Source organism: Aurantimonas sp. A3-2-R12 (genome assembly GCF_036016755.1).
Lineage (GTDB): Bacteria > Pseudomonadota > Alphaproteobacteria > Rhizobiales > Rhizobiaceae > Aurantimonas > Aurantimonas coralicida_A.
This window is the reverse complement of sequence record NZ_JAYXIH010000012.1, coordinates 69124-92747: the sequence shown is the minus strand read 5'-3', so window position 1 is coordinate 92747 and position 23624 is coordinate 69124. Positions and strand designations below refer to the sequence as shown.

At 64.2% G+C, this 23624-nt stretch carries 26 protein-coding genes and 2 pseudogenes; 14 read left to right on the top strand and 14 right to left on the bottom strand.

The window, feature by feature from the left end; genetic code table 11:
- Positions 1–12 precede the first annotated feature (12 nt).
- From VSX60_RS08590 to VSX60_RS08560, 6 genes and pseudogenes are all read left to right on the top strand, one after another.
- Positions 13–327: pseudogene (locus VSX60_RS08590) on the top strand (YbaB/EbfC family nucleoid-associated protein); the annotation flags it as partial.
- A gap of 127 nt (positions 328–454) precedes the next feature.
- On the top strand, positions 455–1060 hold the full coding sequence (gene recR / locus VSX60_RS08580) for a recombination mediator RecR (protein ID WP_327623737.1): 606 nt from the start codon (positions 455–457) through the stop codon (positions 1058–1060).
- Between the two features lie 94 nt (positions 1061–1154).
- Complete coding sequence (locus tag VSX60_RS08575; RefSeq protein ID WP_327623736.1) at positions 1155–1832, top strand: hypothetical protein; 678 nt, start codon at positions 1155–1157, stop codon at positions 1830–1832.
- A 37-nt stretch (positions 1833–1869) separates the two neighbouring features.
- Positions 1870–2184, top strand: a complete 315-nt coding sequence (locus VSX60_RS08570; protein ID WP_327623735.1) for a HigA family addiction module antitoxin — start codon at positions 1870–1872, stop codon at positions 2182–2184.
- 84 nt (positions 2185–2268) lie between these two features.
- Positions 2269–3495 (top strand): lytic murein transglycosylase, encoded by a 1227-nt coding sequence (locus tag VSX60_RS08565; RefSeq protein ID WP_327623734.1) that lies wholly within the window; start codon positions 2269–2271, stop codon positions 3493–3495.
- A 401-nt stretch (positions 3496–3896) separates the two neighbouring features.
- Entirely contained in the window at positions 3897–5228 is a 1332-nt protein-coding gene (locus VSX60_RS08560; protein WP_327623733.1) for a ChaN family lipoprotein, read from the top strand.
- A gap of 48 nt (positions 5229–5276) precedes the next feature.
- On the opposite strand, the gene VSX60_RS08555 is transcribed toward VSX60_RS08560, so the two are convergent.
- Positions 5277–6125 (bottom strand): LOG family protein, encoded by an 849-nt coding sequence (locus tag VSX60_RS08555; protein ID WP_327623732.1) that lies wholly within the window; start codon positions 6123–6125, stop codon positions 5277–5279.
- 128 nt (positions 6126–6253) lie between these two features.
- Here VSX60_RS08555 and dapD point away from each other — a divergent pair, with 128 nt between their 5' ends.
- A complete protein-coding gene (gene dapD / locus VSX60_RS08550; protein WP_327623731.1) occupies positions 6254–7108 on the top strand; it encodes a 2,3,4,5-tetrahydropyridine-2,6-dicarboxylate N-succinyltransferase in 855 nt (284 codons plus the stop codon).
- Between the two features lie 147 nt (positions 7109–7255).
- A complete protein-coding gene (locus tag VSX60_RS08545) occupies positions 7256–8026 on the top strand; it encodes a phosphodiester glycosidase family protein (RefSeq protein WP_327623730.1) in 771 nt (256 codons plus the stop codon).
- A 7-nt stretch (positions 8027–8033) separates the two neighbouring features.
- On the opposite strand, the gene VSX60_RS08540 is transcribed toward VSX60_RS08545, so the two are convergent.
- Positions 8034–9011, bottom strand: a complete 978-nt coding sequence (locus VSX60_RS08540) for a lytic transglycosylase domain-containing protein (RefSeq protein ID WP_327623729.1) — start codon at positions 9009–9011, stop codon at positions 8034–8036.
- A 176-nt stretch (positions 9012–9187) separates the two neighbouring features.
- Here VSX60_RS08540 and dapE point away from each other — a divergent pair, with 176 nt between their 5' ends.
- Positions 9188–10381: a succinyl-diaminopimelate desuccinylase gene (dapE, locus tag VSX60_RS08535; RefSeq protein WP_327623728.1), complete on the top strand. Its 1194-nt coding sequence runs from the start codon at positions 9188–9190 to the stop codon at positions 10379–10381.
- A gap of 4 nt (positions 10382–10385) precedes the next feature.
- Positions 10386–10976, top strand: a complete 591-nt coding sequence (locus VSX60_RS08530) for a hypothetical protein (protein ID WP_327623727.1) — start codon at positions 10386–10388, stop codon at positions 10974–10976.
- 10 nt (positions 10977–10986) lie between these two features.
- Here the strand turns inward: VSX60_RS08530 and truA are convergent, their stop codons facing one another.
- Genes truA through def form a run of 3 tightly spaced genes read right to left on the bottom strand, consistent with a single transcriptional unit; the run spans position 10987 to position 13248 of the window.
- The gene (gene truA, locus VSX60_RS08525; protein WP_327623726.1) at positions 10987–11766 is read right to left on the bottom strand and encodes a tRNA pseudouridine(38-40) synthase TruA; all 780 of its coding nucleotides are present in this window, start codon (positions 11764–11766) and stop codon (positions 10987–10989) included.
- On the bottom strand, positions 11766–12725 hold the full coding sequence (fmt, locus tag VSX60_RS08520) for a methionyl-tRNA formyltransferase (protein WP_327623725.1): 960 nt from the start codon (positions 12723–12725) through the stop codon (positions 11766–11768). The genes truA and fmt overlap by 1 nt, the downstream gene beginning before the upstream one ends.
- Before the next feature lie 7 nt (positions 12726–12732).
- On the bottom strand, positions 12733–13248 hold the full coding sequence (gene def / locus VSX60_RS08515; protein ID WP_327623724.1) for a peptide deformylase: 516 nt from the start codon (positions 13246–13248) through the stop codon (positions 12733–12735).
- 147 nt (positions 13249–13395) lie between these two features.
- Here def and VSX60_RS08510 point away from each other — a divergent pair, with 147 nt between their 5' ends.
- The 3 genes from VSX60_RS08510 (at position 13396) to VSX60_RS08500 (ending at position 16722) form a co-directional block, all read left to right on the top strand.
- A complete protein-coding gene (locus VSX60_RS08510) occupies positions 13396–14571 on the top strand; it encodes a DNA recombination protein RmuC (RefSeq protein ID WP_327623723.1) in 1176 nt (391 codons plus the stop codon).
- 176 nt (positions 14572–14747) lie between these two features.
- The gene (locus tag VSX60_RS08505; RefSeq protein WP_327623722.1) at positions 14748–16235 is read left to right on the top strand and encodes a serine protease; all 1488 of its coding nucleotides are present in this window, start codon (positions 14748–14750) and stop codon (positions 16233–16235) included.
- 181 nt (positions 16236–16416) lie between these two features.
- Entirely contained in the window at positions 16417–16722 is a 306-nt protein-coding gene (locus tag VSX60_RS08500; protein ID WP_327623721.1) for a hypothetical protein, read from the top strand.
- A gap of 9 nt (positions 16723–16731) precedes the next feature.
- Here VSX60_RS08500 and VSX60_RS08495 read toward each other — a convergent pair whose 3' ends face one another.
- Positions 16732–17451 (bottom strand): pyrimidine 5'-nucleotidase, encoded by a 720-nt coding sequence (locus VSX60_RS08495; protein WP_327623749.1) that lies wholly within the window; start codon positions 17449–17451, stop codon positions 16732–16734.
- A 90-nt stretch (positions 17452–17541) separates the two neighbouring features.
- On the opposite strand from VSX60_RS08495, the gene VSX60_RS08490 reads away from it, so the two are divergent.
- Complete coding sequence (locus tag VSX60_RS08490; RefSeq protein ID WP_327623720.1) at positions 17542–18462, top strand: DMT family transporter; 921 nt, start codon at positions 17542–17544, stop codon at positions 18460–18462.
- A gap of 57 nt (positions 18463–18519) precedes the next feature.
- Here VSX60_RS08490 and VSX60_RS08485 read toward each other — a convergent pair whose 3' ends face one another.
- From VSX60_RS08485 to VSX60_RS08450, 8 genes and pseudogenes are all read right to left on the bottom strand, one after another.
- The gene (locus tag VSX60_RS08485; RefSeq protein WP_327623719.1) at positions 18520–19026 is read right to left on the bottom strand and encodes a type II toxin-antitoxin system VapC family toxin; all 507 of its coding nucleotides are present in this window, start codon (positions 19024–19026) and stop codon (positions 18520–18522) included.
- Positions 19026–19745 (bottom strand): hypothetical protein, encoded by a 720-nt coding sequence (locus tag VSX60_RS08480; RefSeq protein WP_327623718.1) that lies wholly within the window; start codon positions 19743–19745, stop codon positions 19026–19028. The genes VSX60_RS08485 and VSX60_RS08480 overlap by 1 nt, the downstream gene beginning before the upstream one ends.
- Positions 19746–20026: 281 nt before the next feature.
- A pseudogene (locus tag VSX60_RS08475) lies at positions 20027–20240 on the bottom strand (acetylglutamate kinase); the annotation flags it as partial.
- A gap of 5 nt (positions 20241–20245) precedes the next feature.
- On the bottom strand, positions 20246–21280 hold the full coding sequence (rsgA, locus tag VSX60_RS08470; RefSeq protein ID WP_327623717.1) for a ribosome small subunit-dependent GTPase A: 1035 nt from the start codon (positions 21278–21280) through the stop codon (positions 20246–20248).
- Between the two features lie 238 nt (positions 21281–21518).
- Positions 21519–21662: a hypothetical protein gene (locus VSX60_RS08465; protein WP_327623716.1), complete on the bottom strand. Its 144-nt coding sequence runs from the start codon at positions 21660–21662 to the stop codon at positions 21519–21521.
- 253 nt (positions 21663–21915) lie between these two features.
- The gene (gene argB / locus VSX60_RS08460) at positions 21916–22818 is read right to left on the bottom strand and encodes an acetylglutamate kinase (RefSeq protein ID WP_327623715.1); all 903 of its coding nucleotides are present in this window, start codon (positions 22816–22818) and stop codon (positions 21916–21918) included.
- A 99-nt stretch (positions 22819–22917) separates the two neighbouring features.
- Positions 22918–23334, bottom strand: a complete 417-nt coding sequence (locus VSX60_RS08455; RefSeq protein ID WP_327623748.1) for a type II toxin-antitoxin system VapC family toxin — start codon at positions 23332–23334, stop codon at positions 22918–22920.
- Positions 23335–23336: 2 nt separating this feature from the next.
- Positions 23337–23585, bottom strand: a complete 249-nt coding sequence (locus VSX60_RS08450; RefSeq protein ID WP_327623714.1) for a type II toxin-antitoxin system VapB family antitoxin — start codon at positions 23583–23585, stop codon at positions 23337–23339.
- Positions 23586–23624 lie beyond the last annotated feature (39 nt).

Below are 23624 nucleotides of genomic sequence, written 5' to 3'. Positions count from 1 at the left end.
GAGAAGAACGGCATGAAAGATCTGATGGGCATGATGAAGCAGGCCAAGGCCATGCAGGAAAAGATGGCGGGCCTTCAGGAGGACATCGCGCGGATCACCGTCACCGGCCAGTCCGGCGGCGGCGTCGTGTCCGTCACGCTGAGCGGCAAGGGCGAGATGCAGGCGCTGGCCATCGACCCGTCGCTGTTGAAGGACGACGAGAAGGACATCGTCGAGGATCTGGTCATCGCCGCCCACAACGACGCCAAGGGCAAGCTCGACGTGGCGATCCAGGAAAAGACCCAGGAATTGACCGCCGGGCTCGAACTTCCCGCCGGCATGAAGCTGNGCCGCCCACAACGACGCCAAGGGCAAGCTCGACGTGGCGATCCAGGAAAAGACCCAGGAATTGACCGCCGGGCTCGAACTTCCCGCCGGCATGAAGCTGCCGTTCTAGAAAGGACGCATCTTCCTCATGGCGAAAACTATCGCGGGCCCGGAGATCGAGCGGCTGATCCAGCTGCTCGCCAAACTGCCGGGCCTCGGCCCTCGCTCGGCCCGCCGCGCCGCACTGCACCTCGTCAAGCGCCGCGAACAGCTGCTGGCGCCGCTGACGACGGCGATGGCCGAGGCGCTGGACAAGGTCACGGTCTGCTCGGCCTGCGGCAATATCGATACGCATGATCCCTGCACGATCTGCCTCGATACGGCGCGCGACCAGACGACGGTCATCGTCGTCGAGGACGTGTCCGATCTCTGGGCGCTGGAGCGGGCGAAGGCGCTCAACGCGGCCTATCATGTGCTCGGCGGCGTGTTGTCGCCGCTCGATGGCATCGGCCCGGACGATCTGACCATCCGCCAGCTGGTCGAGCGGGTGCATCGCGGCGGCGTCAAGGAACTGGTGCTGGCGGTCAACGCCACCGTTGAGGGCCAGACCACGGCGCATTATTTGATGGACCAGCTGGAGGGCCTCGACGTGAAGGTCACGCGGCTCGCCCATGGCGTGCCGGTCGGCGGCGAGCTCGACTATCTGGACGAAGGCACGCTGGCGGCGGCGATGCGGTCGCGGGCGGTGCTTTAGGGGCGCATACGACCGCAATTATATTGATTAATGTCTCCTGTTTTAATTAGCTGATTATCTTTTGCAAACTCAGAGCGCGTGATATAAATCGCGCATGGATATTATAAGTTTCCTCGAAGATAACTGGGATGCGGTGAGTGCCGCACCCTGGGTCTTTGTAGCATTTGCTATACTTTTTGGCGGCGCAGGCTTTGCTCTTGGAAGATTTTTGCATTTTGAGCGAAGTAACACACTCCAGTCCAGAATAGATTTATTGAACGACCGCCTTTCAAAAAAGGATGAAGATATAGCTAGAATTTCGTCAAATCACGCGATTTCTGAAGATATAAAAGATAAATCGGGTAGTACTCCCCCTAAATTCCGTTTTCTAATTATGGGAACGAATATCTTTACGACTGATTTTTCCGGGCGGCAGCAGACCGGAATTATTCTAGATGTATCGCTTTGGAATATGGGTGGGGATGGAATCGTGGTTACGGCGGAGCTGGATGTTCTCATTCAGAATAATCCCCCAGAAACACTGAAGCCTAGAGATTTTGGGAGCCATATTCGGCTAACTGGCAACCCAACCGTGATAATCAGGCGAGAGGATTCGCTCTTTGAAAAAATTAAAGAGGTCGAGGTTAGCCGCACGCCGATCGAGGGAAAAATAATGTTCATTTCGGACATGGAGCATCAATTAGTAAAAGACTCTCGAACACATTTTAAGCTCACGCTACGCGATAACTATGAAGGTACGGCTGTTTACGAAACGAGTATAGGAAACTTATAGTAGGCTTGCCGATCCCTTTTTGCGCTTGGACCGATTGATGCGGATGCTCGGCCCGAACGGCAATCTGCTTGCTATGGAGCCGTCCCACCCGGGGGCATTCATCCGCGAGGAGGTGCTGGAACCGCTTGGTCTCAACGTCGCCAGGGCGGCGGAGGTGTTGGACGTGCGGCGGGCAACCGTGTCCGATCTCGTCAATGGCAAAGCGGCTCTGTCGCCGGAAATGGCCCTGCGGATCGAGAAGGCGTTCGGCGTGTCGATGGATACGCTGCTGCGGATGCAGGCATGGCACGACGCCCACACCATGCGTTCGCGTGAGGGGACAATCACCGTGCAGCGGTACAACCCGGCTTGAGCTGACCTGCGGCGCAGCCGGTTTCATCAGGAACCGCGCGCGTCGACGACGCCCACAATTCATTCGCGTTTTTAGGCTTTCGATATGCTCCACGCCCTGTTCCTTCTTGTCTTTGCCCTTTTGTTCAGCGCCCCCGCTTCGGCCCGCGCCGACGCGGTGACCGACGGCTTCCGCGCCTTCCTCGAAGCCGATATCTGGCCGGCGGCCAAGGCGCGGGGGGTGCCGCGCCCCGTGTTCGAGGCGGCGTTCAAGGGCGTAACGCCGAATTTGAAGCTGCCGGATCTCCAGCTTCCCGGGTCTAAGCAGACCGTCGCGGAGATAAACTTCCAGGCCGAGTTCAAGAGCGGCGCGGACTATCTGTCGGAGCGGGCCGTCGCCGCCAATGCCGCGACCGGGCGCAAGCTCCTCGCCCGACACAAGCCGGTGCTCGACAGGATCGAGGCGCGCTACGGCGTGCCGGCGCCGATCATCGTCGCGATCTGGGGCCGCGAATCGGCCTTCGGCAACGCGAAGATCCCGGAAAACGCCTTCGAAGTGCTTGGCACCAAGGCCTATCTGTCGCGGCGCAAGGCGCTGTTTCGGGACGAACTCCTTGCGGCGCTCGACATCGTCGCGGACGGACATCTCAGCGCGTCGCAGATGAAATCGTCCTGGGCCGGGGCGCTCGGCCAGCCGCAATTCATGCCGTCGAAATTCCTCACTTTAGCGGTGGATTTTGACGGCGACGGCAAGAAGGACATCTGGAATTCAGTGCCCGACACGCTGGCCTCGATCGCGAATTATCTGCGTCAGAGCGGCTGGCAACCGGACCGGGACTGGGGCTTCGAGGCCGTCGTGCCGGCTAGCGTTTCCTGCGCCAATGAGGGGCCGGATCGCGGCCGTCCGATCGCCGAGTTCGTCGCCGCCGGCGTGACACGCGTCTCCGGCCGTCCGTTTCCGCCGCAGGAGGTGACGGAGCAGGGGCATTTGATGATGCCGGCCGGGCGCTTCGGCCCCGCCTTTATCGCAACGCCGAACTTCTACGTCATCAAGGCGTATAACAACTCCGACCTCTACGCCTTGTTCGTCGGCCATGTCGCCGACAGGATGCAAGGCGCGGGATCGCTGCAAGGGCGGTGGGCGAAGACCGATCGCATGACGCGCGGAGACGTCGCGCGGATGCAGACAAAGCTGGAGGCAAAGGGCTACGACGTCGGCGGCGCCGATGGGCTCGCCGGCTTCAAGACCCGACGCGCGATCGGCGATTTCGAGGCCCGCGCGGGCTTGCCGGAGACCTGTTGGCCTAGCCAAGCGATAGCCGCAAAATTGTGACGACCACCAAGGTCATCCACAGCTAATTTAAGCCTTCGTTGAGGATGTGGGTCGAAAGCATCGGGGTGTTGCGGCGTGTCCCTATCGCGTCTGCGGACCGCTCTGTATGCCAATCCTGCGGAACCCGAGGAGGGCACGCGAAGTCTATTCGCAGTGCCACGCGGCGGGAGTTGCCTGGGGAGGCGACGCAGACGGTCCGACACGAGAATCGGACCGTCTGCCCCTCTCCGGCAGGGTAAGCTGACGCAAATCCTAAGAATTCGGCAATTGAGTAGCGTTTTCCGGCGCTTTTCCCTTGAAAGGGTGGCTGCCGCAATAGTTTCGCCACATCCTGTGCCGATCACTTGCTGATCGATGGCGGCGCGATTCGCGGGCGTTCCATCAGCATGGGGGAAAGCCGTTTGAACCGTTCCGTCTGGGTTCCATCCAGCATCGTGCTGCTCGCAGGTCTTGGCACTGTTTTTGTCGGGACCGCCGACCGCGTGACGCCGACGGTCCCCAGCGAAGCCGCGAAGACGGCCGAATTCGTGCCGCCGGCGCGCGAAGCTCGGGTCGAGGTTTCCTATCGTCGTGATGGCGACGACCCGTTTTCCGACGTCGCCGTGGCGACGGTCGAACCCTTCGATGGGGACGGCGACGACGCCGTGGAGACGATCCCCGCGAACAGCCTTCTGCCCGCTCAGGCGGTGCCGAAAGCGGCGCGCTCGCTGCAGCGTCTGGCCGCTGCCGGCGACGCCAAGGCCAAAGCTCTGAAGATCGCCGAGGCGGCCGGGGACGCTTCGGCGGATCGCCAGCCCGCGATGCTCGACAAACCGGTCGAACCCGCTCGGTCCGCCTGGCAGTCCGCCTATTTCGCCGACAACCCGCTGGTCGGCCAGGTCTTCGGCGCCGATGGCACGCCGTCCAGCCAGGACGCGCTGTTGGGCGCGGCGCACGGTGCCCGCTACGTGCTGCTCGGCGAGATCCACGACAATCCCGATCATCATCTGATCCAGTCCGACATTATCGGCGGACTGGCGAAGCTGGGCGCCAAGCCCTCGGTGGTCTTCGAAATGATCCCGCAGGGCTTCGCCGACATTCTGGCGGGGTTCGAGGCTGGCGATGACAAGGATCTCGCAACGCTGGCCGAGCGTCTCCAATGGTCCGAACGGGGCTGGCCGGACTTCTCGCTGTATCGGCCAATCTTCGACTCCGCGGTGGCGAACGATCTGCCGATCCGCGCGGGCAATCTCGATCGCGAGACCGTCAGGGCGATCGCCGAGGACGGCGTTACGGCGCTCACGGACGCCAATGTGCGGCGGTGGAGCCTCGACGATCAAATGCCGGCGGCGCAGTCGGCGGAACTGGCCGAAACGATCCGCGAGGCCCATTGCGGGTTGATGCCGGACGGTGCCATCGCGCCGATGACGCTGGTGCAACGGGCCCGTGACGGGGCATTGGCAGAGGCCATGATCGGCGCAGCCGGCGAGACCGGCAGCGCGGTGCTGATCGCCGGTTCCGGTCATGTCCGCAATGACTGGGCGGTGCCGGTGATCCTGGCCGAGCGCGAGCCGCAATCGCGCGCGGTGTCGGTGCAGATGGTCGAAGTCGCCGAGGGCGAAGGCCAGCCTGCTGACTATGGACTGACGCCGGCGGCGCCGGCTCCCTTTGACTTCACCATTTTCACGCCACGCCAAAATGTCAGCGACCGCTGCGCCGAGTTGCGCGCGCAGATGGGCGCGAGCGTCGACTGACCGGCGGAGGTTGCGTGAGCGGCACTCCGCCGGCGTCTCGCATTCTCCTCAGAACTCGTAAAACGTCCGGATCGCCTTCCAGCCGTCTTCCGCCGTATCGGCGAAAGTGATGAGGTCGAGATCCTCGGGTGCGATGGTGCCTTCCTCGGCCAGCGCCTCGAAATTGATCACCCGCCGCCAGAATTCCTCGCCGAACAGGATCACCGGGATGCGCTGCATCCGCTGGGTCTGGATCAGCGTCAGGGCCTCGAACAGCTCGTCCATGGTGCCGAAGCCGCCCGGGAAGATCGCCATCGCCTTCGCCCGCAGCAGGAAGTGCATCTTGCGGATCGCAAAATAGTGGAAGTTGAAGGACAGATCGGGCGTGGCGAAATGGTTCGGCGCCTGCTCGTGCGGCAGGGTGATGTTGAGCGCGATCGACACTGCATCGACATCCGCAGCGCCGCGATTGCCGGCCTCCATGATGCCGGGGCCGCCGCCGGTGACGATGACGAATTCCTTGCCGCCGGAACTGTCCGCCGAGTGCTGTGAGGCCAATTGCGCGAAATTGCGCGCCTCGTCATAGAAGCGGGCGTTGGCTTCGAGATTGCGCTTCTGGGTGTCGTTCTTGGCCGCCCAGGCATCGGTGCCGGGCTCGGGGATGCGGGCGCCGCCGAACAGGACGACCGTGGACAGGATGCCCGCCTCGATCAGCGCCATCTCGGGCTTCATCATCTCGAGTTGCAGGCGCACGCCGCGCAATTCCTCGCGGGTCAGGAAGTCGGCGTCGTCGAAGGCGAGGCGGTAGGTCGGCGACAGCGTCTGCGGCGTGTGCTCCTGGTCCTTGGTGGCCTCCTTGTCCCGCTGCGAACTTGGAAACGGATCCCAGCCATGCTGGTCGCGGGGTGGTTGCTGCATTATCGAGGCCTCGTTCGGTTTGCCCGTGCGGTTTCATTGACCGCTTCACCCCCTTCAACTAGGGTCCGCGCCGATTTGGACAGGGTCTTGAGGCCCTGAAGCCCCCCCGATTTTCAGGAGTTTTGCCGATGACCGCGCCCGACCGCGCCGCTCTCGAAACCACGATCGAACGAGCCTTCGAGGACCGCGACAGCGTCTCGGCATCGACCACGGGCGAGATTCGCGACGCCGTCGACGCGGCACTCGACCTGCTCGACCGTGGCGAGGCCCGCGTCGCAACCCGTGGCGGCGATGGTCAGTGGACGGTGCATCAGTGGTTGAAGAAGGCGGTGCTGTTGTCGTTCCGGCTCAACGACATGCAGGTCATCGAGGGTGGCCCCGGCGGGGCGACCTGGTGGGACAAGGTGCCGTCGAAATTCGCCGGCTGGGACGAAACGCGCTTCCGCGCGGCAGGTCTCAGGGCGGTTCCCGGTGCCATCGTGCGGCGCTCGGCCCATATCGGCAAGGACGTCGTCTTGATGCCGTCCTTCGTCAATCTCGGCGCCTATGTCGACGAGGGTACGATGGTCGACGGCTGGGCGACCGTCGGCTCCTGCGCCCAGATCGGCAAGAACGTGCATCTGTCGGGCGGTGTCGGCATCGGCGGCGTGCTGGAGCCGATGCAGGCCGGTCCGACGATCATCGAGGACAATTGCTTTATCGGCGCGCGCTCCGAGGTGGTCGAGGGCTGCATCGTGCGCGAGGGTGCCGTGCTCGGCATGGGCGTATTCATCGGCCAGTCGACCAAGATCGTCGACCGGGCCACAGGCGAGATCAGCTATGGGGAGGTGCCGCCCTATTCGGTGGTCGTCGCCGGCGCGCTGCCCGGCAAGCCGATGGGCAATGGCGAGCCCGGCCCGAGCCTTTATTGCGCCGTCATCGTCAAGCGGGTCGACGAGCGCACGCGCTCGAAGACCTCGATCAACGAGCTGCTGCGCAACTGACGCGGGTAGAGTGCCGTGCGTCCGTTCGGGCGCACAAAGCACGCTCTAACATTTTGATTGAGCATCGGAATAATCCAAAACCGGATTCCACTTTTTAGTCTGATGCACTAGCCGGACTGCATCAGCCCGGGCCTGAGCGAGGATGAGATGGCGAGACTGCAATCCTTCTGGCCGTTGTCGCTCGCCGCGCTCGGCGGCCTGTTCGGCTGGTTGCAGCCGGCGCCGGCGATTCCGCCGGACCATCAGGGTCTCTGCCGGACCGAAACCGCCGGGGGCGTCGATTACATCGTCTGCGACGTCCCGCTCGACCGCTACGCGGTGATGCTGCGGTCCGAGGACGCGGCGGGACAGCCTTACGAGACCTTTGCCAAGGCGGCGGCGAGCGTCGGCGACCGGCGCCTGCGGCTGATCATGAACGCCGGCATGTATCACGAGGATCGCCGCGCGGTGGGCCTTGCCGTGCAGGACGGGCGCGTGTTGAAGCAGGCGGTGCGCGGCACCGGCAGCGGCAATTTCTCGATGCAGCCGAACGGGGTGTTCTTCATCGAGAACGGCAAGGCTTACGTCCGCGATACGGAGCGCTATCTCTCCGGCAACCACACGCCGGAGCTCGCCACACAGTCGGGGCCGATGCTCTTGATCGACGGCCGGCTACATCCCCGTTTCATCGACGGCTCCGACAGCCGCTACGTTCGCAACGGCGTCTGCGCCAGCGAGGACGGCCGGACGGTACGCCTCGTCCTGTCCCGCAAGCCGGTGAATTTCTGGGATTTCGCGACGTTCTTCCGGGACCGGCTCGGCTGCCGCGATGCGCTGTTCTTCGACGGCAAGGTGTCGAGCCTCTACTATCCCGGTTCCGGCATCGACTACCGCCGCGACCGGCTCGGGCCGATGCTGGTCGTCATCGACCGCGACTGAGTCAACGCTATTTGTCGGCGGTGCCGGCCATGCGATCGGCGAGCGCGGCGTCGTCCGCGACCACTGTTGCGTCAGCGGCGGCGATGCGGCCGCCCTTGGCCTCACCGTCCCCTGAAACCGAGGCCTGGCCGCCGGGTGCCGACGCGCTTTCGGCCCGTGGCGCTGGGGCAGGCGCGGTGGCGACGACGACCTGATCGGCCACCTTCTCCGGCACCGCTATCTGGGCAGGCTTGGCTGAAACGGCACGAACCCTCGTCTTCGTAGACGTTGACGGCTCCTCCGACGGTGTCACGGCGGCGACGAGCGTTCCGATAAGGCCCGGCTCTTCGGCAGGCGCCTCGACCACAGCCGGCATCCGCCGCCGTTTGACGATCTCGGCCATATGCGCCTTGACGGCGGAGCAGTAGCGGGCGGCCGAGGCGCTCATGCGGGTCGTGCGCAGCCCGCCCTTGTATTTCATCGACGCCTTGCAGACGTCGCGGCCGCCCTGTTCCCAAGCGCCCTTCAGATATTTCATGCCGTAGGTGAGGTTGGTGTCCGGGTCGAAGAGCGCGTTGGCCGATCCGGAAAAGCCCATGCTGCGGGCCGTCGCCGGCTTGATCTGACTGAGGCCGTAGACGCCGCCGGCGCCGCGCGCCTTCGGATTGTAGCGGCTTTCGACGCGCACGACCGCATAGGCCAATGCCGGCGGGATACCATTTTCGCGCGCGTGTTCTTCGATCATCCGGTCGAGCGAGGCGCTGCCGGAGATCGTGCCGCGCTCGGTGGCTTGCTTCGCCTCGCGGGCCGCGATCTTCACGTCCCCGTCGGACGGGGCGACTCCAGTGGCAAGGGCGGCGACCTCCGCCTCGGTTGCCGTATCGGTCTGTGCGGACTCAAGGGCGGTAGCCAGCGGCGAGCCGCCGGCGACGCAACCGGAAAGGCTCGCAATGGCGACGATCGCGAACGTCGACGCCGTGACGGCGCGCCTTGTCGCTGGGATCATGAACTCCGACACTCGCATGCACTTTTCTCTCAACAAACCGGCCGCGCCCAGTCCGTTGGTCCGCTTCGCGGCGGAAAGGTGGCGAAACCATTCTTTGCTCGATCTTCCGCAGCTGTGACGGTGACTTATCGCGTGCCTGTGGCGAGCCTGCATCAATTGGTCTATCTGACGCGGCCATGACAAAGATGACCGATCCCGTCGACATTCTCTCGTGCCTGATCCGCTGCCCGTCGGTGACCCCCGACGAAGGCGGCGCGCTGGCCGCGCTCGAAGCCATGCTGACGCCGCTTGGATTCGCGGTCGAGCGCCCAGTGTTTTCCGGTGAGGGTACGCCCGATGTCGAAAACCTCTTCGCCCGCGCCGGAGCGTCCGGCCCGCATCTCGTCTTTGCCGGGCACACCGACGTGGTGCCGCCGGGCGAGATAAGCGATTGGCGGGAAGGCCCGTTTTCGGCGGCGATCGTCGATGGCGAGCTTTATGGGCGCGGCGCGGTCGACATGAAGGGCGGCATCGCCGCTTTCGTCGCCGCCTATGGGCGCCATGTCGCCCATCACGGCGCCCCGGCTGGCCGCGTCTCGCTGCTGATCACCGGCGACGAGGAAGGACCGGCGGTGAACGGCACGGTGAAGCTTCTGGAATGGGCCAAGGCGAGAGGCGAAGATTTCAACGCCTGTCTGGTCGGTGAGCCGACCAACCGCGAAGCGCTCGGCGACATGATCAAGGTCGGCCGGCGCGGCTCGCTCTCGGCGGAGGTGCTGGTCACCGGCCGGCAGGGCCACGTCGCCTATCCGCATCTGGCGGACAACCCGGTGCGCGCGGTCGTTGCGATCGCCGAGGTGCTGATGGCAGAGCCGCTGGACGCGGGCTCCGAGCGCTTCCCGGCCTCGAACCTCGAAATTACCTCGATCGATACCGGCAATCCGTCGGTCAACGTCATTCCGGCGCGCGCGCGCCTGTTCTTCAATGTCCGCTTCAGCGACCGCTGGACGCCGGAGAGCCTAAAGGAGGAACTGACGCGGCGCATCGAAGCAGCCACGGCTTCGCAGCGGTTCCGTCCCGGCCGCGAGGCGGCGGCGGTCGAGATCGTATGGCGCGAGCGTCCGGCCGAAGCGTTCCTGACGCGGGACGATGCCCTGACCCAGTCGCTGATCGACGCGATCGCTGATGTCACCGGGCGTCAGCCGGAACTCTCGACATCGGGAGGAACGTCGGACGCGCGTTTCATCAAGGATTATTGCCCGGTTGTGGAATTTGGTCTTGTCGGCAAGACTATGCACATGGCCAATGAACGGGTGGCCCTGTCCGACCTCGAGGAACTGACGAGGATTTATGAAGCTTTCATCGCCCGCTGGTTCGCCGCCCACGCCTGACTTGGTGCCGAGCATCGACGATATCGTCCGCTTTTTCTCGGGCGCCGCCTTGCTGATGGCCGGCCGGGCCGAGGGGCTGAAGCGCCTCGATCTGTCCGCCGACGGCTTCTGGCAGTCCTTTTCGGCCATCGTGGTGGCGCTGCCGCCGATCGCGCTGTCATGGATCGAGTTCGAATCGGTCCAGGGCGAGGGCCGGGCCACCGACATGGGGCCGGTCGCCGTCTATGGCGCGCACGCCTTGGCCGATGTTCTCGCATGGGTGCTGCCGATCCTCGTCCTGATGCTGGTCGCCAAGCCGATCGGCTATTCCCGCAAGATCGTGCCGCTGGTGGTCGCCACCAATTGGGGCGGTGCCATGCTCGCTTGGGTGTTCGCGCCCTATTGGCTGATCGTGCTGTTGGTCGGCATGGGTGGCGGAACGGCACTGCTCGGCGCGCTCGTCACCCTCGCCTCGATCGCGCTCACCGTGCGGCTGATCTTCTTTGCCACCGGCAAGGATCTGGGCGGCGCCGTGGCGGTCACCATTTTGATGATTGTCGCTGCCCTGGTCAGCTATGGCGCGGTGATGGACCTGACCGGCATTCCGCTGATCTGATCAGGCCATATTAGCCGGGATAAGGCGGCAGTGTGCGCTTCGGCGCCGTGCCATATTCAATCCGCGTCAGATACAGCCCGTCGGCCGGCGCCACCGGGCCGCAGCGGGTGCGGTCACGCGATTTCAGCGCGGTGACGAGGTCTTCCTCGCTCCAGCGGTGTTCGCCGACAAGCTTCAGCGTGCCGGCGAAGGAGCGGATCTGGTTGTGCAGGAACGACTGGGCCATGGCGTGGATGTGGATCTCGTCGCCGGGTCCCTTGAGGACGTCGAGGCGTTCGAGCGTGCGGATCGGGTTCTTGGCCTGACAATGGGCGGAGCGGAAGGTGTTGAAATCGTGGGTGCCGACGAGACACTGGGCGGCGTGATGCATCGCGTCCACGTCGAGCGGCTTGGAAACCCACCAGACCTGGCCGGCGAGCAGCACGGGCGGCGGCCGACGGTTGAAGATGCGGTAGAGATAATGCCGCTTGCGGGCGGAAAAGCGGGCGTCGAAATCCTCATCAACGCGCTCGACGTCGAGGATCGCGACGGCCTCGCGGCGCAAATGGGCGTTGAGCGCGTCGCGTATGACGTCGCAGTCCCATTCGCGCGACAGATCCAGATGCGCCACCTGTCCGGTGGCATGAACGCCGGCGTCGGTCCGCCCGGCGCCGAACAGCACAGCAGGCTCGCCGGAAAAACCGGCAATGGCGGTCTCGACGGCCTCCTGCACCGAGGGATCGCTGGTTTGGCGCTGCCAGCCGCAATAGGGCTTGCCGTTGTACTCGATGGTGAGCTTGTATCGGGGCATCAGGCGGTGCCGGCGACGCTGCCGGCCGGCACGGGCGATCCCCGCAAAAGGTCGTCCGCCGCCATCGGCTTGCCGCCGGCGCGTTGCAGTTCGAGAAGACGCACCGCCCCCGAACCGCAGGCGACGAGCAGGTGGCCGTCCAGCACCGTGCCCGGCGCGCCCGCGCCCGTCTCGGCCGAGGCACGCAGGATCTTCACCCGCTCTGGCTTGCCGCCGAACGACAGCGTCGTCCAGGCGCCCGGAAACGGCGAGAAGGCGTTGATCTTGGCCGCGATCGGTTGGGCTTCACCGGTAAAGTCGAGCGCGGCCTCGGCCTTGTCGATCTTCCTGGCGTAGAGCGGCGCACGCCCCGTCCGCGCGGCGATCGCGTTCTGGTCCTCGAAGGTCAGCGTACCGGCTTCGAGCTTTTCGAGCGCCTCGGCCATCAGATCGGCCGAGATCGCCGCGAGCCGGTCGTGTAATTCGCCCGCCGTTTCGGTCTGGCCGATCGGCGTCTCGGCGGCCAGCGCCACCGGGCCGGTATCGAGGCCGAGTTCCATGCGCATCACCATCATGCCGGTGGCGGCGTCGCCAGCCTCGATCGCCCGCTGGATCGGCGCGGCGCCGCGCCAGCGCGGCAGCAGCGAGCCGTGACCATTGAGACAGCCGTGGCGCGGCGCGTCGAGAATCGGACGCGGCAGCAACAGGCCATAGGCGACGACGATTGCGACGTCTGCCTCCAGTGCCGTGAAGGCCGTGATCTCCGCCTCGTCCTTGAAGTTCAGCGGCGTGCGAACGTCCAGCCCCAGCCGTTCGGCTTCGGTCTGGACGGGGGAAGGGGTCAACGTCAGGCCCCGGCGCCCGGCCTTGCGCGGCGGCTGGGTGTAGACGGCGGCGATGTCATGTTCGGCGGCGTGGATGGCGCGCAAGGTCGGGACGGCGAAGGCGGGCGTCCCCATGAAGACGACGCGCAGCGTCATCGCCGGCTCACACGATCGCCTTGCGGGCCGCCTTGGTGAACTTCTTCACCACCATGTCGCGCTTCAGCTTGGAGATGTGGTCGATGAACAGGACGCCGTTGAGATGGTCGATCTCGTGCAAGAGGCAGGTGGCCAGGATGCCGTCCGCCGTCTCTTCGTGCATCTTGCCGTCGAGGCCGAGATAGCGGACCGTCACCTCGGCGGACCGCTCGACCTCGGCATAATAGTCCGGGATCGACAGGCAACCTTCCTCATAGACATTGCGGTCGTCGGACTCGGCCAGAATCTCGGGATTTAGAAACACCTGCGGCGCCTTGTCGTCCTCCTCCTTTGACACGTCGATGACCAGCAGGCGAAGCGGTTCGCCCACCTGGATCGCGGCGAGCCCGATGCCGGGCGCGTCGTACATCGTGTCCAGCATATCGTCGGCCAGCCGCTTGACGCGGTCGCCAACCGTTTCGACGGGTTTTGAGGGCTGGCGCAGGATCGGATCCGGCAGAATGATGAGAGGCTTGATCGTCATGGCCGCTGAGGTAATCGCTGACACAATCGCGGTCAATCGGTGCGGTGCCGACATGCGGACGGGCTTCCATGCGCCGTTGATACTTCCAGCGCAGCAATGTTCGTGCTTTGGTCCAATTCGTTAACGAATCGAATCTAGGGTCGGACCATGGACAGCGACGCTCTTGCCGCCCTTCTCACGACGCCCATCATCACGATCGGCGACCATGCAGTCCCGGTCTTTGCCCTGGTTCTGGCGGGCCTGCTGTTGCTCCTCCTCGTCCTCTGGCTGCGCGCCCGCCGCGCGGCGCGGGAGGCACTGGAGCTGGTGGAAAGCCGCGAGGCGGAATCGTCCGATCGACTGGACGCGGTGCTGAAATCCCAGTCCGAAATCACCGGTCGGATGCAGACGATGGCCGAGATCTTCGGCGCCCGGCAGGCGGACCTCACTCGCACGCTCGCCGAGCGCTTCGACGGGCTTACCTCGCGGGTCGGGCAGTCGATCCTCCAGACCACCACCACGACGAACGCGTCGCTGTCCGCCCTGTCCGAGCGTCTCGCGGTGATCGATCGCGCCCAGGGCGAAATCCGGAATTTGGCCGGCGAGGTGGTTCGGTTGCAGGACATCCTTGCCAACAAGCAGACGCGCGGCGCCTTTGGCGAGGGCCGGATGCAGGCGATCGTCGCCGACGCACTGCCGAGCGCCGCCTACTCATTCCAGGCGACGCTCTCCAACGGCAAGCGCCCCGACTGCCTGATCAAGATGCCGAATGGCGCGCCCTCGCTTGCTATCGACGCGAAGTTTCCGCTCGAGGCCTACAGCGCGCTGCGCGACGCCGAGAGCGACGATGCCCGCGACTTCGCCGCAAGCCGGCTGCGGCGCGACATGGATGTCCACGTCAAGGCGATCGCCGGCAAGTATCTGATCCCCGGCGAGACGCAGGATACCGCGTTCCTGTTCGTGCCTTCGGAGACGATCTTCGCCGAACTGCATGAGCGGTTCGAGGACGTCGTCCAGAAAGCCTATCGGGCGCGGGTCGTCATCGTGTCGCCGTCGCTGCTGCTGTTGTCGATCCAGGTCGTTCAGGCGATCCTCAAGGATGCGCGGATGCGCGCCGAGGCCGGCCGTATTCAACAAGAGGTACGGCACCTGACGGAGGATCTGACCCGGCTTGACGCCCGCGTCGCCGCATTGAAGACCCATTTCGGTCAAGCCGGTCGTGACGTCGATCAGATCCTCGTCTCGACCGAGAAACTGATCCGGCGCGGTGAGCGGATCGAGGCCGTCGACCTCGGCGAGGCGGAGACCTTGAACCCTGTCAGGGCGCGGGTGCCTGCCGAGTGACGCAAGCGGCGCGACTAGAGCTTTTCCTCAAAGTGGAAAGGTCTCGGACATGCTTTATTAAGAAAAAATGAATTTGGTCGGGATCGAATCCGACCTTCTCGCGTTTCTTTTGTGTCACCGGACGCGAGGGGAATGACATGCGGCGCTTCACGAAGGTTCTGTTAGCGGGAATAGCCTTGGCCATCGCGCCTCTGGCGCCGCTGACGGCCGTCGCCCAAGTGTCCGAGTTGTCGATCGCCTATAACGAGCAGACCGATGCCGATTTCCGCAAGGGCCTGCAGATTCGTCTCGCCTGGACCGGTGACTATGTCGGCGCATTCGACGGGGTCATCGATGCCGCGTCGCTCCGCGCAATCCGCGACTTTCAGGCGCGGCTTGGAATGACGCCAAGCGGTATCATCGACGAAGCGATGCTGGAACTTTTGATCGCGCGGTCGGACGACGCCGAGAAGGCTCTCGGCATGACGCTGGTCGATGATGCCGCGACCGGCGCCCGCGCCGCGCTGCCTCTGGAAATGGTGCGTGACTTCGGCGCCACCGAGGTCGGCAATCTGTGGCGCTCCGCCGATGATGCTGTCGAAATCGAAACCGTGCGCATCGCCGACACCGGACAGACCCTCAAGGGGCTCTTCGATGTCCTGAGCCAGGCGACGGAAACGCGTTCGGTCAGCGACGCCGAGTTCGGCGGTCTGTGGTTCGTTCTGCGTGGTCAGGAATCGGGCCGCAGCTACGTGATGCGCTTCGCGGGCCGGGACGGTGATCTGCGCGGCCTTTCGATCTCCTATACCAACGGTGAGGCAGGGCGTATGGCGCCCTATGCGGTGGTCGCGTCGAACCTCTTCGAACCCTTTGCCGGCGAGCCGCAGGCGCCGCTGGTCGCGTCGAACGAGGCGAAACCATTCTCCTCGATGCTGGCGCGCAAGCGTGCCGTCGGCGCGCCGGAGGCCCGCTACGCCATGGCCTATTCCGATCCGAACCGCCCGCATGTTTTCGAGCTTCCCGGCGAGACCGGCTCAGGTGCGATGCAGCCGGGCGCGCAGGAATTCGACATGGCCGGCACGGGCTTCGTTGTGTCGCGTGACGGCTGGCTCCTGACCAATGCGCATGTCGTGAAGGCCTGCAGAACAGTTCTCGTCGGCGATCTCGGCGCGGCCAGCCAGACTATTATCGACACGGACAACGATCTCGCCCTGATCAAGGTCGACGGAGCGCTCGGTGAGCCGCTGGAAATCTCGGCGGGCAAGCCGCGTCTCGGCGAGGACATTCTGGCGCTCGGATATCCGCTGCGCTCGATCCTTGCAGACTCGCTCAACGTGACGCGCGGCAACGTGTCGTCGTTGCTCGGCCTGATGAACGACCCGCGCTATTTGCAGATTTCCGCCGCGGTGCAGCCCGGAAACTCCGGCGGACCCCTGGTCGACCTCGCCGGCCGCGTCGTCGGGGTGGTCACCGCCAAACTAAACGCGGTCGCCGTCGCCGACGCCACCGGCGACATCCCCCAGTCGATCAATTTCGCCATCCGCCCGGATGCCGCGATCGCCTTCCTCCATGCCAACGACATCGCTTTCGAGACCGCCGATGCGTCAGAGCCGCTCGCCAGCGTGCCGGATGCGACCGCCGAGGTGAAGGATTCGATCCTGCCAATCCTCTGCGTCGGCAGCTGAGGGCGACGTCCTGCCGCTTTCCATAGCGTGATTCCCGCAAAACCCGCCATCGTCCCTAGGGGCGTCGTTTGTCGCCGCGATCGGGCAGCCGAGGCGGGAACTACTTTGGAAATACAGGCGTTTCCCCCTCGAAGCTCGGGACGCCCTCGAAGGCCGTCCCACCGGAATTGAGGAGACTCCAATGCCCGATCTCGACACAGACCCGTCAATGATGCGCGAGCAGCAGGACCGGGACACGCCCCAGTCCATTGGCACTGATACATCTCCCGCGCGGGAAAGCAGTGACAGCGACGCCCGCAGCAGGGCGGATCGCGAGGCGGTGAAAGCCGGTTTGGCCGCCCGTCCCAAGGAAATGGCACCAAGGACGATCCACGAGGATCGGCCCGCTCAAGCGGCTGGTCCCTACGACATCGCGTTGATGCGGAAGGCCGCGCTCGCCCGGGGTGCCAGCCTCGTCAGGAAAGGCCGTTCGTTGCTCGGCAACTGACCTGACGGGTCAGCGCACCGAGCGCAGGAACGTCGCCAGATCGTCCGTGACGTAGTCTATGTGTTCGCCGTCGCGGCCTTCGTGCTCCCAGACGTCGCCGAAGGTTTCTTCCAGATTGCGCGGCACGATCAGCACGGTGCGCATGCCGAGCCTCTTCGGCACCTCCAGATTCCGTGCCAGATCCTCGAACATGACCGCGCGGTCGGCGTCGATCCGGTGCAATCCCATGAACTTGTCGTAGGTCTCGGAGGCGGGCTTCGGAACGAGCCCGGCGGCGACCAGATCGAAGATGTCCTCGAAATGATCGAGAATGCCGAGTTGTTGCGCCGTGCGCTCGGCGTGGCCGCGGTCGCCATTGGTGAAGATGAACTTGCGCCCCGGTAGCGCCTTGATCTCGTCCCCGAGCGCGGGGTCGGGGCTGAGCCACGAATAGTCGATGTCATGGACATATTGCAGGAAGGCGTCGGGATCGACGGCGTGCTCCTGCATCAGCCCGCGCAACGTGGTGCCGTAGCGGCGGTAGAAATCCTTCTGAACCACCCGAGCCTCGTCCTTGGGCAGGGACAGGAAGTCCGAGACGAAGGCGGTCATGCGCTGATCGATCTGCGCGAACAGGTTCGTGTGGCGCGGGTAGAGCGTGTTGTCGAGATCGAAGACCCAGTCGCGGATGTCGGCGAAATCCTGCGGCGTCGCGTCGGCGGTCTGACGGATGGCTGTGTGCGCGGTCATGATGTCCAGAGGTTCGAGCAATCGGCCGCCTTGCCAAGCGTCGCCGAATAGGAGAGCGAGGGGCGTTGAGACAAAGCTGACGGATCGCCTGTGCCGCTCTGGATTCCGATTACCATCACCGCCGCCTTCCTGCAAAATCTGCGCTCGGCGCTGCAACGGCAGTTGAAGGGTCGGATGGGCACGACCGGGGCGACCTTCGCGCGGTTCGGCTTCGGTTTTCCCTTCGCCGTCCTTTATGTCTTCGCCCTGCGCGTCCTTCTCGGCACGGGCTTCCCGCCGCCGAACGCAACGTTCCTGTTTGCCGTCGCCGTCGGGGGGATCGCGCAGATCCTCGCCACCTTCCTGCTCGTCTATCTGTTTTCATTCCGCAACTTCATGGTCGGCACGGCCTACTCCAAGACCGAGCCGATGCAGGCGGCGCTGTTCGGCCTGTTGATCCTCGGCGAGGCCATCGCGCCGCTGGCCTTCGTCGCCATCGTGGTCGGCGTGTTCGGGGTCGGGCTGATTTCGGTCGCCGGACGCGGGGCAGGCGGCCGGCGCGGCTGGAGCGCCATCGCCGACGGTCTCGTTTCGCGAGAAGCCGGGATCGGGCTCCTCTCCGGCGCGCTGTTCGGCGTCTCGGCGGTCTGCTTTCGGTGGGCGTCGCTGTCGCTTGGCGATGGCGGGGTGGCGATGCGGGCCGCGATGACGCTGGCCTTCGCGACGGGCATCCAGACGCTGGCGATGCTTGCCTGGATGGCTCTCAGGGACCGCGCCGAGCTGAAGGCCGTCGCGCGCGCCTGGCGGCCCGCCCTCCTCGTCGGGATCGTCGGCGTCTGCGGCTCGGCCGGCTGGTTCACGGCTATGACGCTGGAAAAGGTCGCCTATGTCCGCGCGCTCGGCCAGATCGAGCTGGTCTTCACCTATGCCTCGTCGGTGTTCTGGTTTCGCGAGACGATCACCCGGCTGGAACTCGCCGGCTGCGTACTGATCGTCGGCGGGATCGTGGTGTTATTGGGGGCTGCGACGTAGGGCGAGAGCGGCGGCGGCTCTGTGATGGGGTTGGTCGTCCCGCAGTTTTTATGAGCGTCAAGGCAGAATTCGGAGCATATCCCCTTGAGGATCTTCCGGCGGCATCGGAAGTTCATCGATCCGAAGCATAGAAATCGACGAGCCTTCCAGATATTTTCCGAACCCATCATCTGTCGTGATGATCGCCCGAGCTCCGCGAACGAGAGCGGTGGCTGCAACCATCGCATCGTACTTCATCGCCACTTTCCATCCGGGAAGGCGCTGGTCTTCTGGTATCCGAGCCTGAACCGCAGCAATCCGTTCGCCGGTCTCGATGGCAATTACGGTATCGAACGCCTGAATCTCCATCACGCGGAACTGGCGGATCGTCTCGACAATTTCCTCAACCCGACTGGTCCGACCTGCAACAAGTTCGGCCAAAACCGGCGATGGAATAACGACAACCTCGCCAGTATTGGATGTCTCGGCAATGAAGTGCCGGACGCGATCGACGCGGTTGTTTGTGTTCTGAGTGCTGCTAGGGTCGATCATCAAAACGAGGAAATTTGTATCGACGACGACCATCAGTGTCGTAGCTCATCGACAGCCTTGATGATTTTGGCGCCTTCCCCGGCAGGCATCAGGTTCCGCAATCGATCAAGCACTGTGCTGAGCGGGCTATCGTCCAAAGGTTCGAACGATACCGCCTTCAGATCTTCCAGGGACCACTGTCCATCGTCGTCACGCTTCCAACGGCCATCGCCTGTCACGCTGACATGGTGATGGAAATGGCGCGCAAGATCCTGAACACTGGCTGCCGGGAAAGATACGCGTGCCGAAAGGCGACCATCTATTTCTAAGCCGATCTTCACGACATCGCCCGAACCCTCGATACGAATCAGTCGACCACGAATTGTCGTCGGCTGCTGGACCCTCTTCAGCGCTTTTTCGTTTTTGGAGGTGCCGGGAAACTGAATGACCTCGCCACATTGAGGCAAAGGCAACTCAGCCTTCCATCCGTCCTCCCCCAAGAGTTTGTTCAACTGGCGAAACGGAACCGCCGCGTCCGCTTGTTCATCGTTATGGGCCGCCGCTCGCACGCGAGGAGAAACGGTAGCGATCTCCTCGGGAGGCACGCGCGCGACCACGCCGACGCTGCGGTTTTCAATCCGATCGAAATGGATCTTCTCTTCAGATCCTAAAAGGCGCGCCAGTTCAGCCATGTAGGCGGCCAACCGTCCCATGGGCAGCGTTTCCGGCGAAGGGCCAATTATTCGGAAGCGATATTCGACGAAATCTATCACCATCGGCTCCAGGGTTTCGGAAATCGAGTTCAGCTCAATTCTTGGCTGAAGGCAATACTCATCGGGCGACGGTTAACGTCTAGCGCCAAAAGCCAGCGTCGACCAGCAAGAGGGCGCGCAATGGCATTGGCCTCCATTCGTCAGGACTGTGCCCTCGTTTGCCTAATAGAGCGTGAAGACGTGACGCAAAGCTTAGTACGATGCACGCGCCATTAAGATATCACGTGGTGTGATTATCCCTCAAGGCAACCTCGCTGGTGGGGCCCGACGCCGGTTTCAGCTCACCGCACGATCAACGTCCCCGCCCCGTGCTCGGTCAAGAGCTCCAGCAGGACAGCTTGCCGTTTCGTGCCGTTGAGGATCATCGAGCTCCATCGCCGCGATGCAGGTCTCGACCTTGGGAATCATGCCGCCGGACATCGTCCCGTCGCCGATCGAATTCTTCGCCTCCGCCCCCGACAGCTCCCTAACGAGCTGGCCGGACCTGTCGCTAACGCGGGTCAACGTCGCTTCTTGCGCCCGCCCCCGGAGCGGCCGGCCCAACTCGTCTCGGCTTGGTCATTGTCGGCGTTCTCGTCTTTCAGCTTGCGCCAGCGTGCCAGCCGTTCGGGATCGATGTCGCCGGCGATGACGCTGGCCTGAACGGCGCATTGCGGCTCGTGCGCATGGGTGCAGTCGCTGAATCGGCAAAGCGGCGCGCGCTCGGTGATCTCCGCGAACAGTCGGTCGAGACCGTCGGCGACGTCGCTGACCTGTAGCGTCCTGATCCCTGGCGTATCGATCACCCAGCCGCCGCCCGCGATCGCATGAAGCGAGCGCGCGGTGGTCGTGTGCCGTCCCTTGGAATCATGTTCGCGGACGGCGCCGGTCAGTTGCGGCACCGCCGCATCCGATCCGACCAGCGTATTCACCAGCGTCGATTTGCCGACACCCGATGATCCGACGACCGCCACCGTCTGTCCGCGTGCGCACCACGGCGCCAGCGCTAGCGCCGCCTCGCTTGCCTTGGGATTGACGATCACCACGTCGAGATCGCGCTGCAACGCGCTGGCCTGGCGATGGAAGGCTTCCGGGTCCGTTGCGAGATCCGCCTTCGTCAACAGGATGACCGGCTCCGTTGCGGCCTGGTTGGCCACGGCCAGATAACGCTCGAGCCGGGCCGGATTGAAATCGGCATCGCACGACGTGACGATGAACAGCGTGTCGATGTTGGCGCCGGCACATTGCGGGACATGCGTGCCCGACACCCGGCGCTGGAGGATCGACCGGCGGTCGAGGCGGCGCCGGACGAGGAGCGTCTCGGGATCGACCAGCACGAAGTCGCCGACCGCAAAGTGGCTGATCGGGAGGTCGGCCGGCAGCACCGGCTCGAGAGGACCTGTTGGTGACAGGGCGGTGATGCGCGAGCGATGAACCTTCGCGACGCGCACCGGCTGGAGACCCTCGTCATCCGATGTGAGCTGTTCTGAAAAGAACGCGGACCAGCCCAGGTCGAAAAGCGGATCGTTTCGGACAGGCGCGACTGGATCGATCATCGGTTTGCCCGATGTCGTCCGCGACCGATCTCGAACTGACAAGCAAGGAAGTCCTGCGGAGGGTATGGCGTCGCCAGTTCCAGCTGCACCGCGTTGATCCCGACCTGGAGGTTGCCGGCCGTTCCGCCGCTCACACCCGCATGTCCGCGGCGGTGTTCAGCGTCGTTCCGACCCGACTTGCGATGGGCAGACCTTCGTCCCTGAAGATCTGTACCCCGATGGATGGCGGACGAAAGGATCAGTCCCGCGGTTCCGGGGGCACTGGAGTGGGGGCTGCCTGCTCCTTGGCGGCGGCCTTGGCCTCGGCCTTCGCGGCCTTCTTGGCAGCCTTGGCTTTATCGCGTTCCTGACGCTCGAAATCGAAATTGGGCTTTCTCGCCATCGTGGCTCCTTTTCGTCTATGTCGAATTTGCCGCCGATCCGGCCCGCGACCCATGCCGGCCGAAAGCGGATACGGCGTTCTGGTCGATCGGCGACCGGATGAACAGCCCGATTTTTGGTTGTCCGCCGGTTTGCCAGACCGTCAGTCTACAACGCCAGTGCTTGTATGGCGAGGATTTGCATCTTGGGACATGCTGCCGTGCGACCAAGGCGGCGGTGCTGATCCGAGCATTTTCTGCCCGGCCGGATGCCCGTCACCGCACGATCAGCGTGCCCGCCCCGTGCTCGGTCAAAAGTTCCAGCAGGACGGCGTGGCGTTTCTTGCCGTTGAGGATGACCACCCCCTCGACGCCGCGCTCGATCGCCTCGATGCAGGTTTCGACCTTGGGGATCATGCCGCCGGAAATGGTGCCGTCACGGATCAGGTTCTTCGCCTCCGCCACCGACAGCTCCTTGATCAACTGACCGGATTTGTCGAGGACGCCGGGAACGTCGGTGAGGAACAACAGGCGCGAGGCTTCCAGCGCGCCGGCGATGGCGCCGGCGAAGGTGTCGGCGTTGATGTTGTAGGTGGCGCCGTCGCGGCCGGGGGCGACCGGCGCGATCACCGGGATCATTTCGGAGCGGGCCAAGAGGTCGAGCAGCGTGCGGTCGACCTCGACCGGTTCGCCGACAAAGCCGAGATCGAGCACCCGCTCGATGTTCGAGTCGGGATCGACGACGGTCTTGCGGGCCTTTTCGGCGAAGACCATGTTGCCGTCCTTGCCGCACAGGCCAATCGCCCATTCGCCCTCGGCGTTGATCAGGGCGACGATCTCCTTGTTGATCGAGCCGGCGAGGACCATCTCGACGATCTTCACCGTTTCCTCGTCGGTGACGCGAAGGCCGCCCTCGAAGCGCGATTCGATGCCCATCTGGGTTAGCATCCGGCCAATCTGCGGGCCGCCGCCATGGACGACGATCGGGTTGACGCCGGATTGCTTCAAGAGCGCGATGTCGCGGGCAAACGCCTGGCCCAGTTCCGGATCGCCCATGGCGTGGCCGCCATATTTCACCACGACGGTCTTGTTCTCGTATGCCTGCATGAAGGGCAGGGCCTGGGCGAGCAGGCGCGCCTGGGTCTCGCCATTGTCCTGGGGCAGTGCTGCATCATTCATGAGCGGTCTCCGGAACCCGTGCTTATGGGCCGCGCCGGGCTTCTAGCCGGAAACGGGGCGAAGAGGAACCGGGGGCGGTGGCGGTGTCTTCGGCGAAGATCATGCAAGGTCGGTCTTCGCGAAGTCGTTGCCGGTGTAGAGAAGGCGCGCGCCGATTTCCTTGGCGCTGGCGTAGATGAAGCAGTCGCCGAAATTCAGATCCGCCGGGTGGCCGACGATCTTGCCGTAAGTCGCAGCCGCCCGCAGGGCGCGCGCCGCCGTTTGTGGGCCGACGGCCACGACCTCGAGCGTGTTGGCTTTGACAAATTCAAGCACGACGATGTCCGCCGCGGCGATCTCTTCCGCCGTCGGGCGGCGGCGCGGATCGGATTTGGCGCGGGCCAGGCCGAGCGTCGCCTCGAACAGCGCAAGGGGCGAGGTGTACAGGGGCGAGTCCGCCTCTTCGATCGCGCGCTTCAATCTCTCCGCGTCGGGCTCGCGGTTGAGAATCGCCACGATCGCCGAGGCGTCGATCATCATCAGGCGTCGTCCCACATCGCGTCGGTGAAGGCCTTCATGTCGAAGGGAAGCGTTTGCGACGAGCCAAGGGCATCAGCCATCACCATCACTTTGGCGTTCCGGTCGTCGAACCGCTCGGGCCGGCGCGCCCGGCGCAACTCGTTCCGCAGCGCCCGTCGGACGGCGTCCGTCTTGCTCTTGGCCCCGGTCATGGCGCGAAGCTTCCTGGCGAGTTCGTCGACTTCAGGGTCCCGGATGTAAAGCGCCATCATCAAATCTCCGCACTGTATATTCATATCAAGAAAGTA

What these genes read in the sequence shown, in the direction of transcription:
- recR (WP_327623737.1), top strand. Translation starts at nt 455, where the DNA reads ATGGCGAAAACTATCGCGGGCCCGGAGATCGAGCGGCTGATCCAGCTG.
- VSX60_RS08575 (WP_327623736.1), top strand. Translation starts at nt 1,155, where the DNA reads ATGGATATTATAAGTTTCCTCGAAGATAACTGGGATGCGGTGAGTGCC.
- VSX60_RS08570 (WP_327623735.1), top strand. Translation starts at nt 1,870, where the DNA reads ATGCGGATGCTCGGCCCGAACGGCAATCTGCTTGCTATGGAGCCGTCC.
- VSX60_RS08565 (WP_327623734.1), top strand. Translation starts at nt 2,269, where the DNA reads ATGCTCCACGCCCTGTTCCTTCTTGTCTTTGCCCTTTTGTTCAGCGCC.
- VSX60_RS08555 (WP_327623732.1), bottom strand. Translation starts at nt 6,125, where the DNA reads ATGCAGCAACCACCCCGCGACCAGCATGGCTGGGATCCGTTTCCAAGT.
- dapD (WP_327623731.1), top strand. Translation starts at nt 6,254, where the DNA reads ATGACCGCGCCCGACCGCGCCGCTCTCGAAACCACGATCGAACGAGCC.
- VSX60_RS08545 (WP_327623730.1), top strand. Translation starts at nt 7,256, where the DNA reads ATGGCGAGACTGCAATCCTTCTGGCCGTTGTCGCTCGCCGCGCTCGGC.
- VSX60_RS08540 (WP_327623729.1), bottom strand. Translation starts at nt 9,011, where the DNA reads ATGATCCCAGCGACAAGGCGCGCCGTCACGGCGTCGACGTTCGCGATC.
- dapE (WP_327623728.1), top strand. Translation starts at nt 9,188, where the DNA reads ATGACAAAGATGACCGATCCCGTCGACATTCTCTCGTGCCTGATCCGC.
- truA (WP_327623726.1), bottom strand. Translation starts at nt 11,766, where the DNA reads ATGCCCCGATACAAGCTCACCATCGAGTACAACGGCAAGCCCTATTGC.
- fmt (WP_327623725.1), bottom strand. Translation starts at nt 12,725, where the DNA reads ATGACGCTGCGCGTCGTCTTCATGGGGACGCCCGCCTTCGCCGTCCCG.
- def (WP_327623724.1), bottom strand. Translation starts at nt 13,248, where the DNA reads ATGACGATCAAGCCTCTCATCATTCTGCCGGATCCGATCCTGCGCCAG.
- VSX60_RS08510 (WP_327623723.1), top strand. Translation starts at nt 13,396, where the DNA reads ATGGACAGCGACGCTCTTGCCGCCCTTCTCACGACGCCCATCATCACG.
- VSX60_RS08500 (WP_327623721.1), top strand. Translation starts at nt 16,417, where the DNA reads ATGCCCGATCTCGACACAGACCCGTCAATGATGCGCGAGCAGCAGGAC.
- VSX60_RS08495 (WP_327623749.1), bottom strand. Translation starts at nt 17,451, where the DNA reads ATGACCGCGCACACAGCCATCCGTCAGACCGCCGACGCGACGCCGCAG.
- VSX60_RS08485 (WP_327623719.1), bottom strand. Translation starts at nt 19,026, where the DNA reads ATGGTCGTCGTCGATACAAATTTCCTCGTTTTGATGATCGACCCTAGC.
- rsgA (WP_327623717.1), bottom strand. Translation starts at nt 21,280, where the DNA reads ATGATCGATCCAGTCGCGCCTGTCCGAAACGATCCGCTTTTCGACCTG.
- VSX60_RS08465 (WP_327623716.1), bottom strand. Translation starts at nt 21,662, where the DNA reads ATGGCGAGAAAGCCCAATTTCGATTTCGAGCGTCAGGAACGCGATAAA.
- argB (WP_327623715.1), bottom strand. Translation starts at nt 22,818, where the DNA reads ATGAATGATGCAGCACTGCCCCAGGACAATGGCGAGACCCAGGCGCGC.
- VSX60_RS08455 (WP_327623748.1), bottom strand. Translation starts at nt 23,334, where the DNA reads ATGATCGACGCCTCGGCGATCGTGGCGATTCTCAACCGCGAGCCCGAC.
- VSX60_RS08450 (WP_327623714.1), bottom strand. Translation starts at nt 23,585, where the DNA reads ATGGCGCTTTACATCCGGGACCCTGAAGTCGACGAACTCGCCAGGAAG.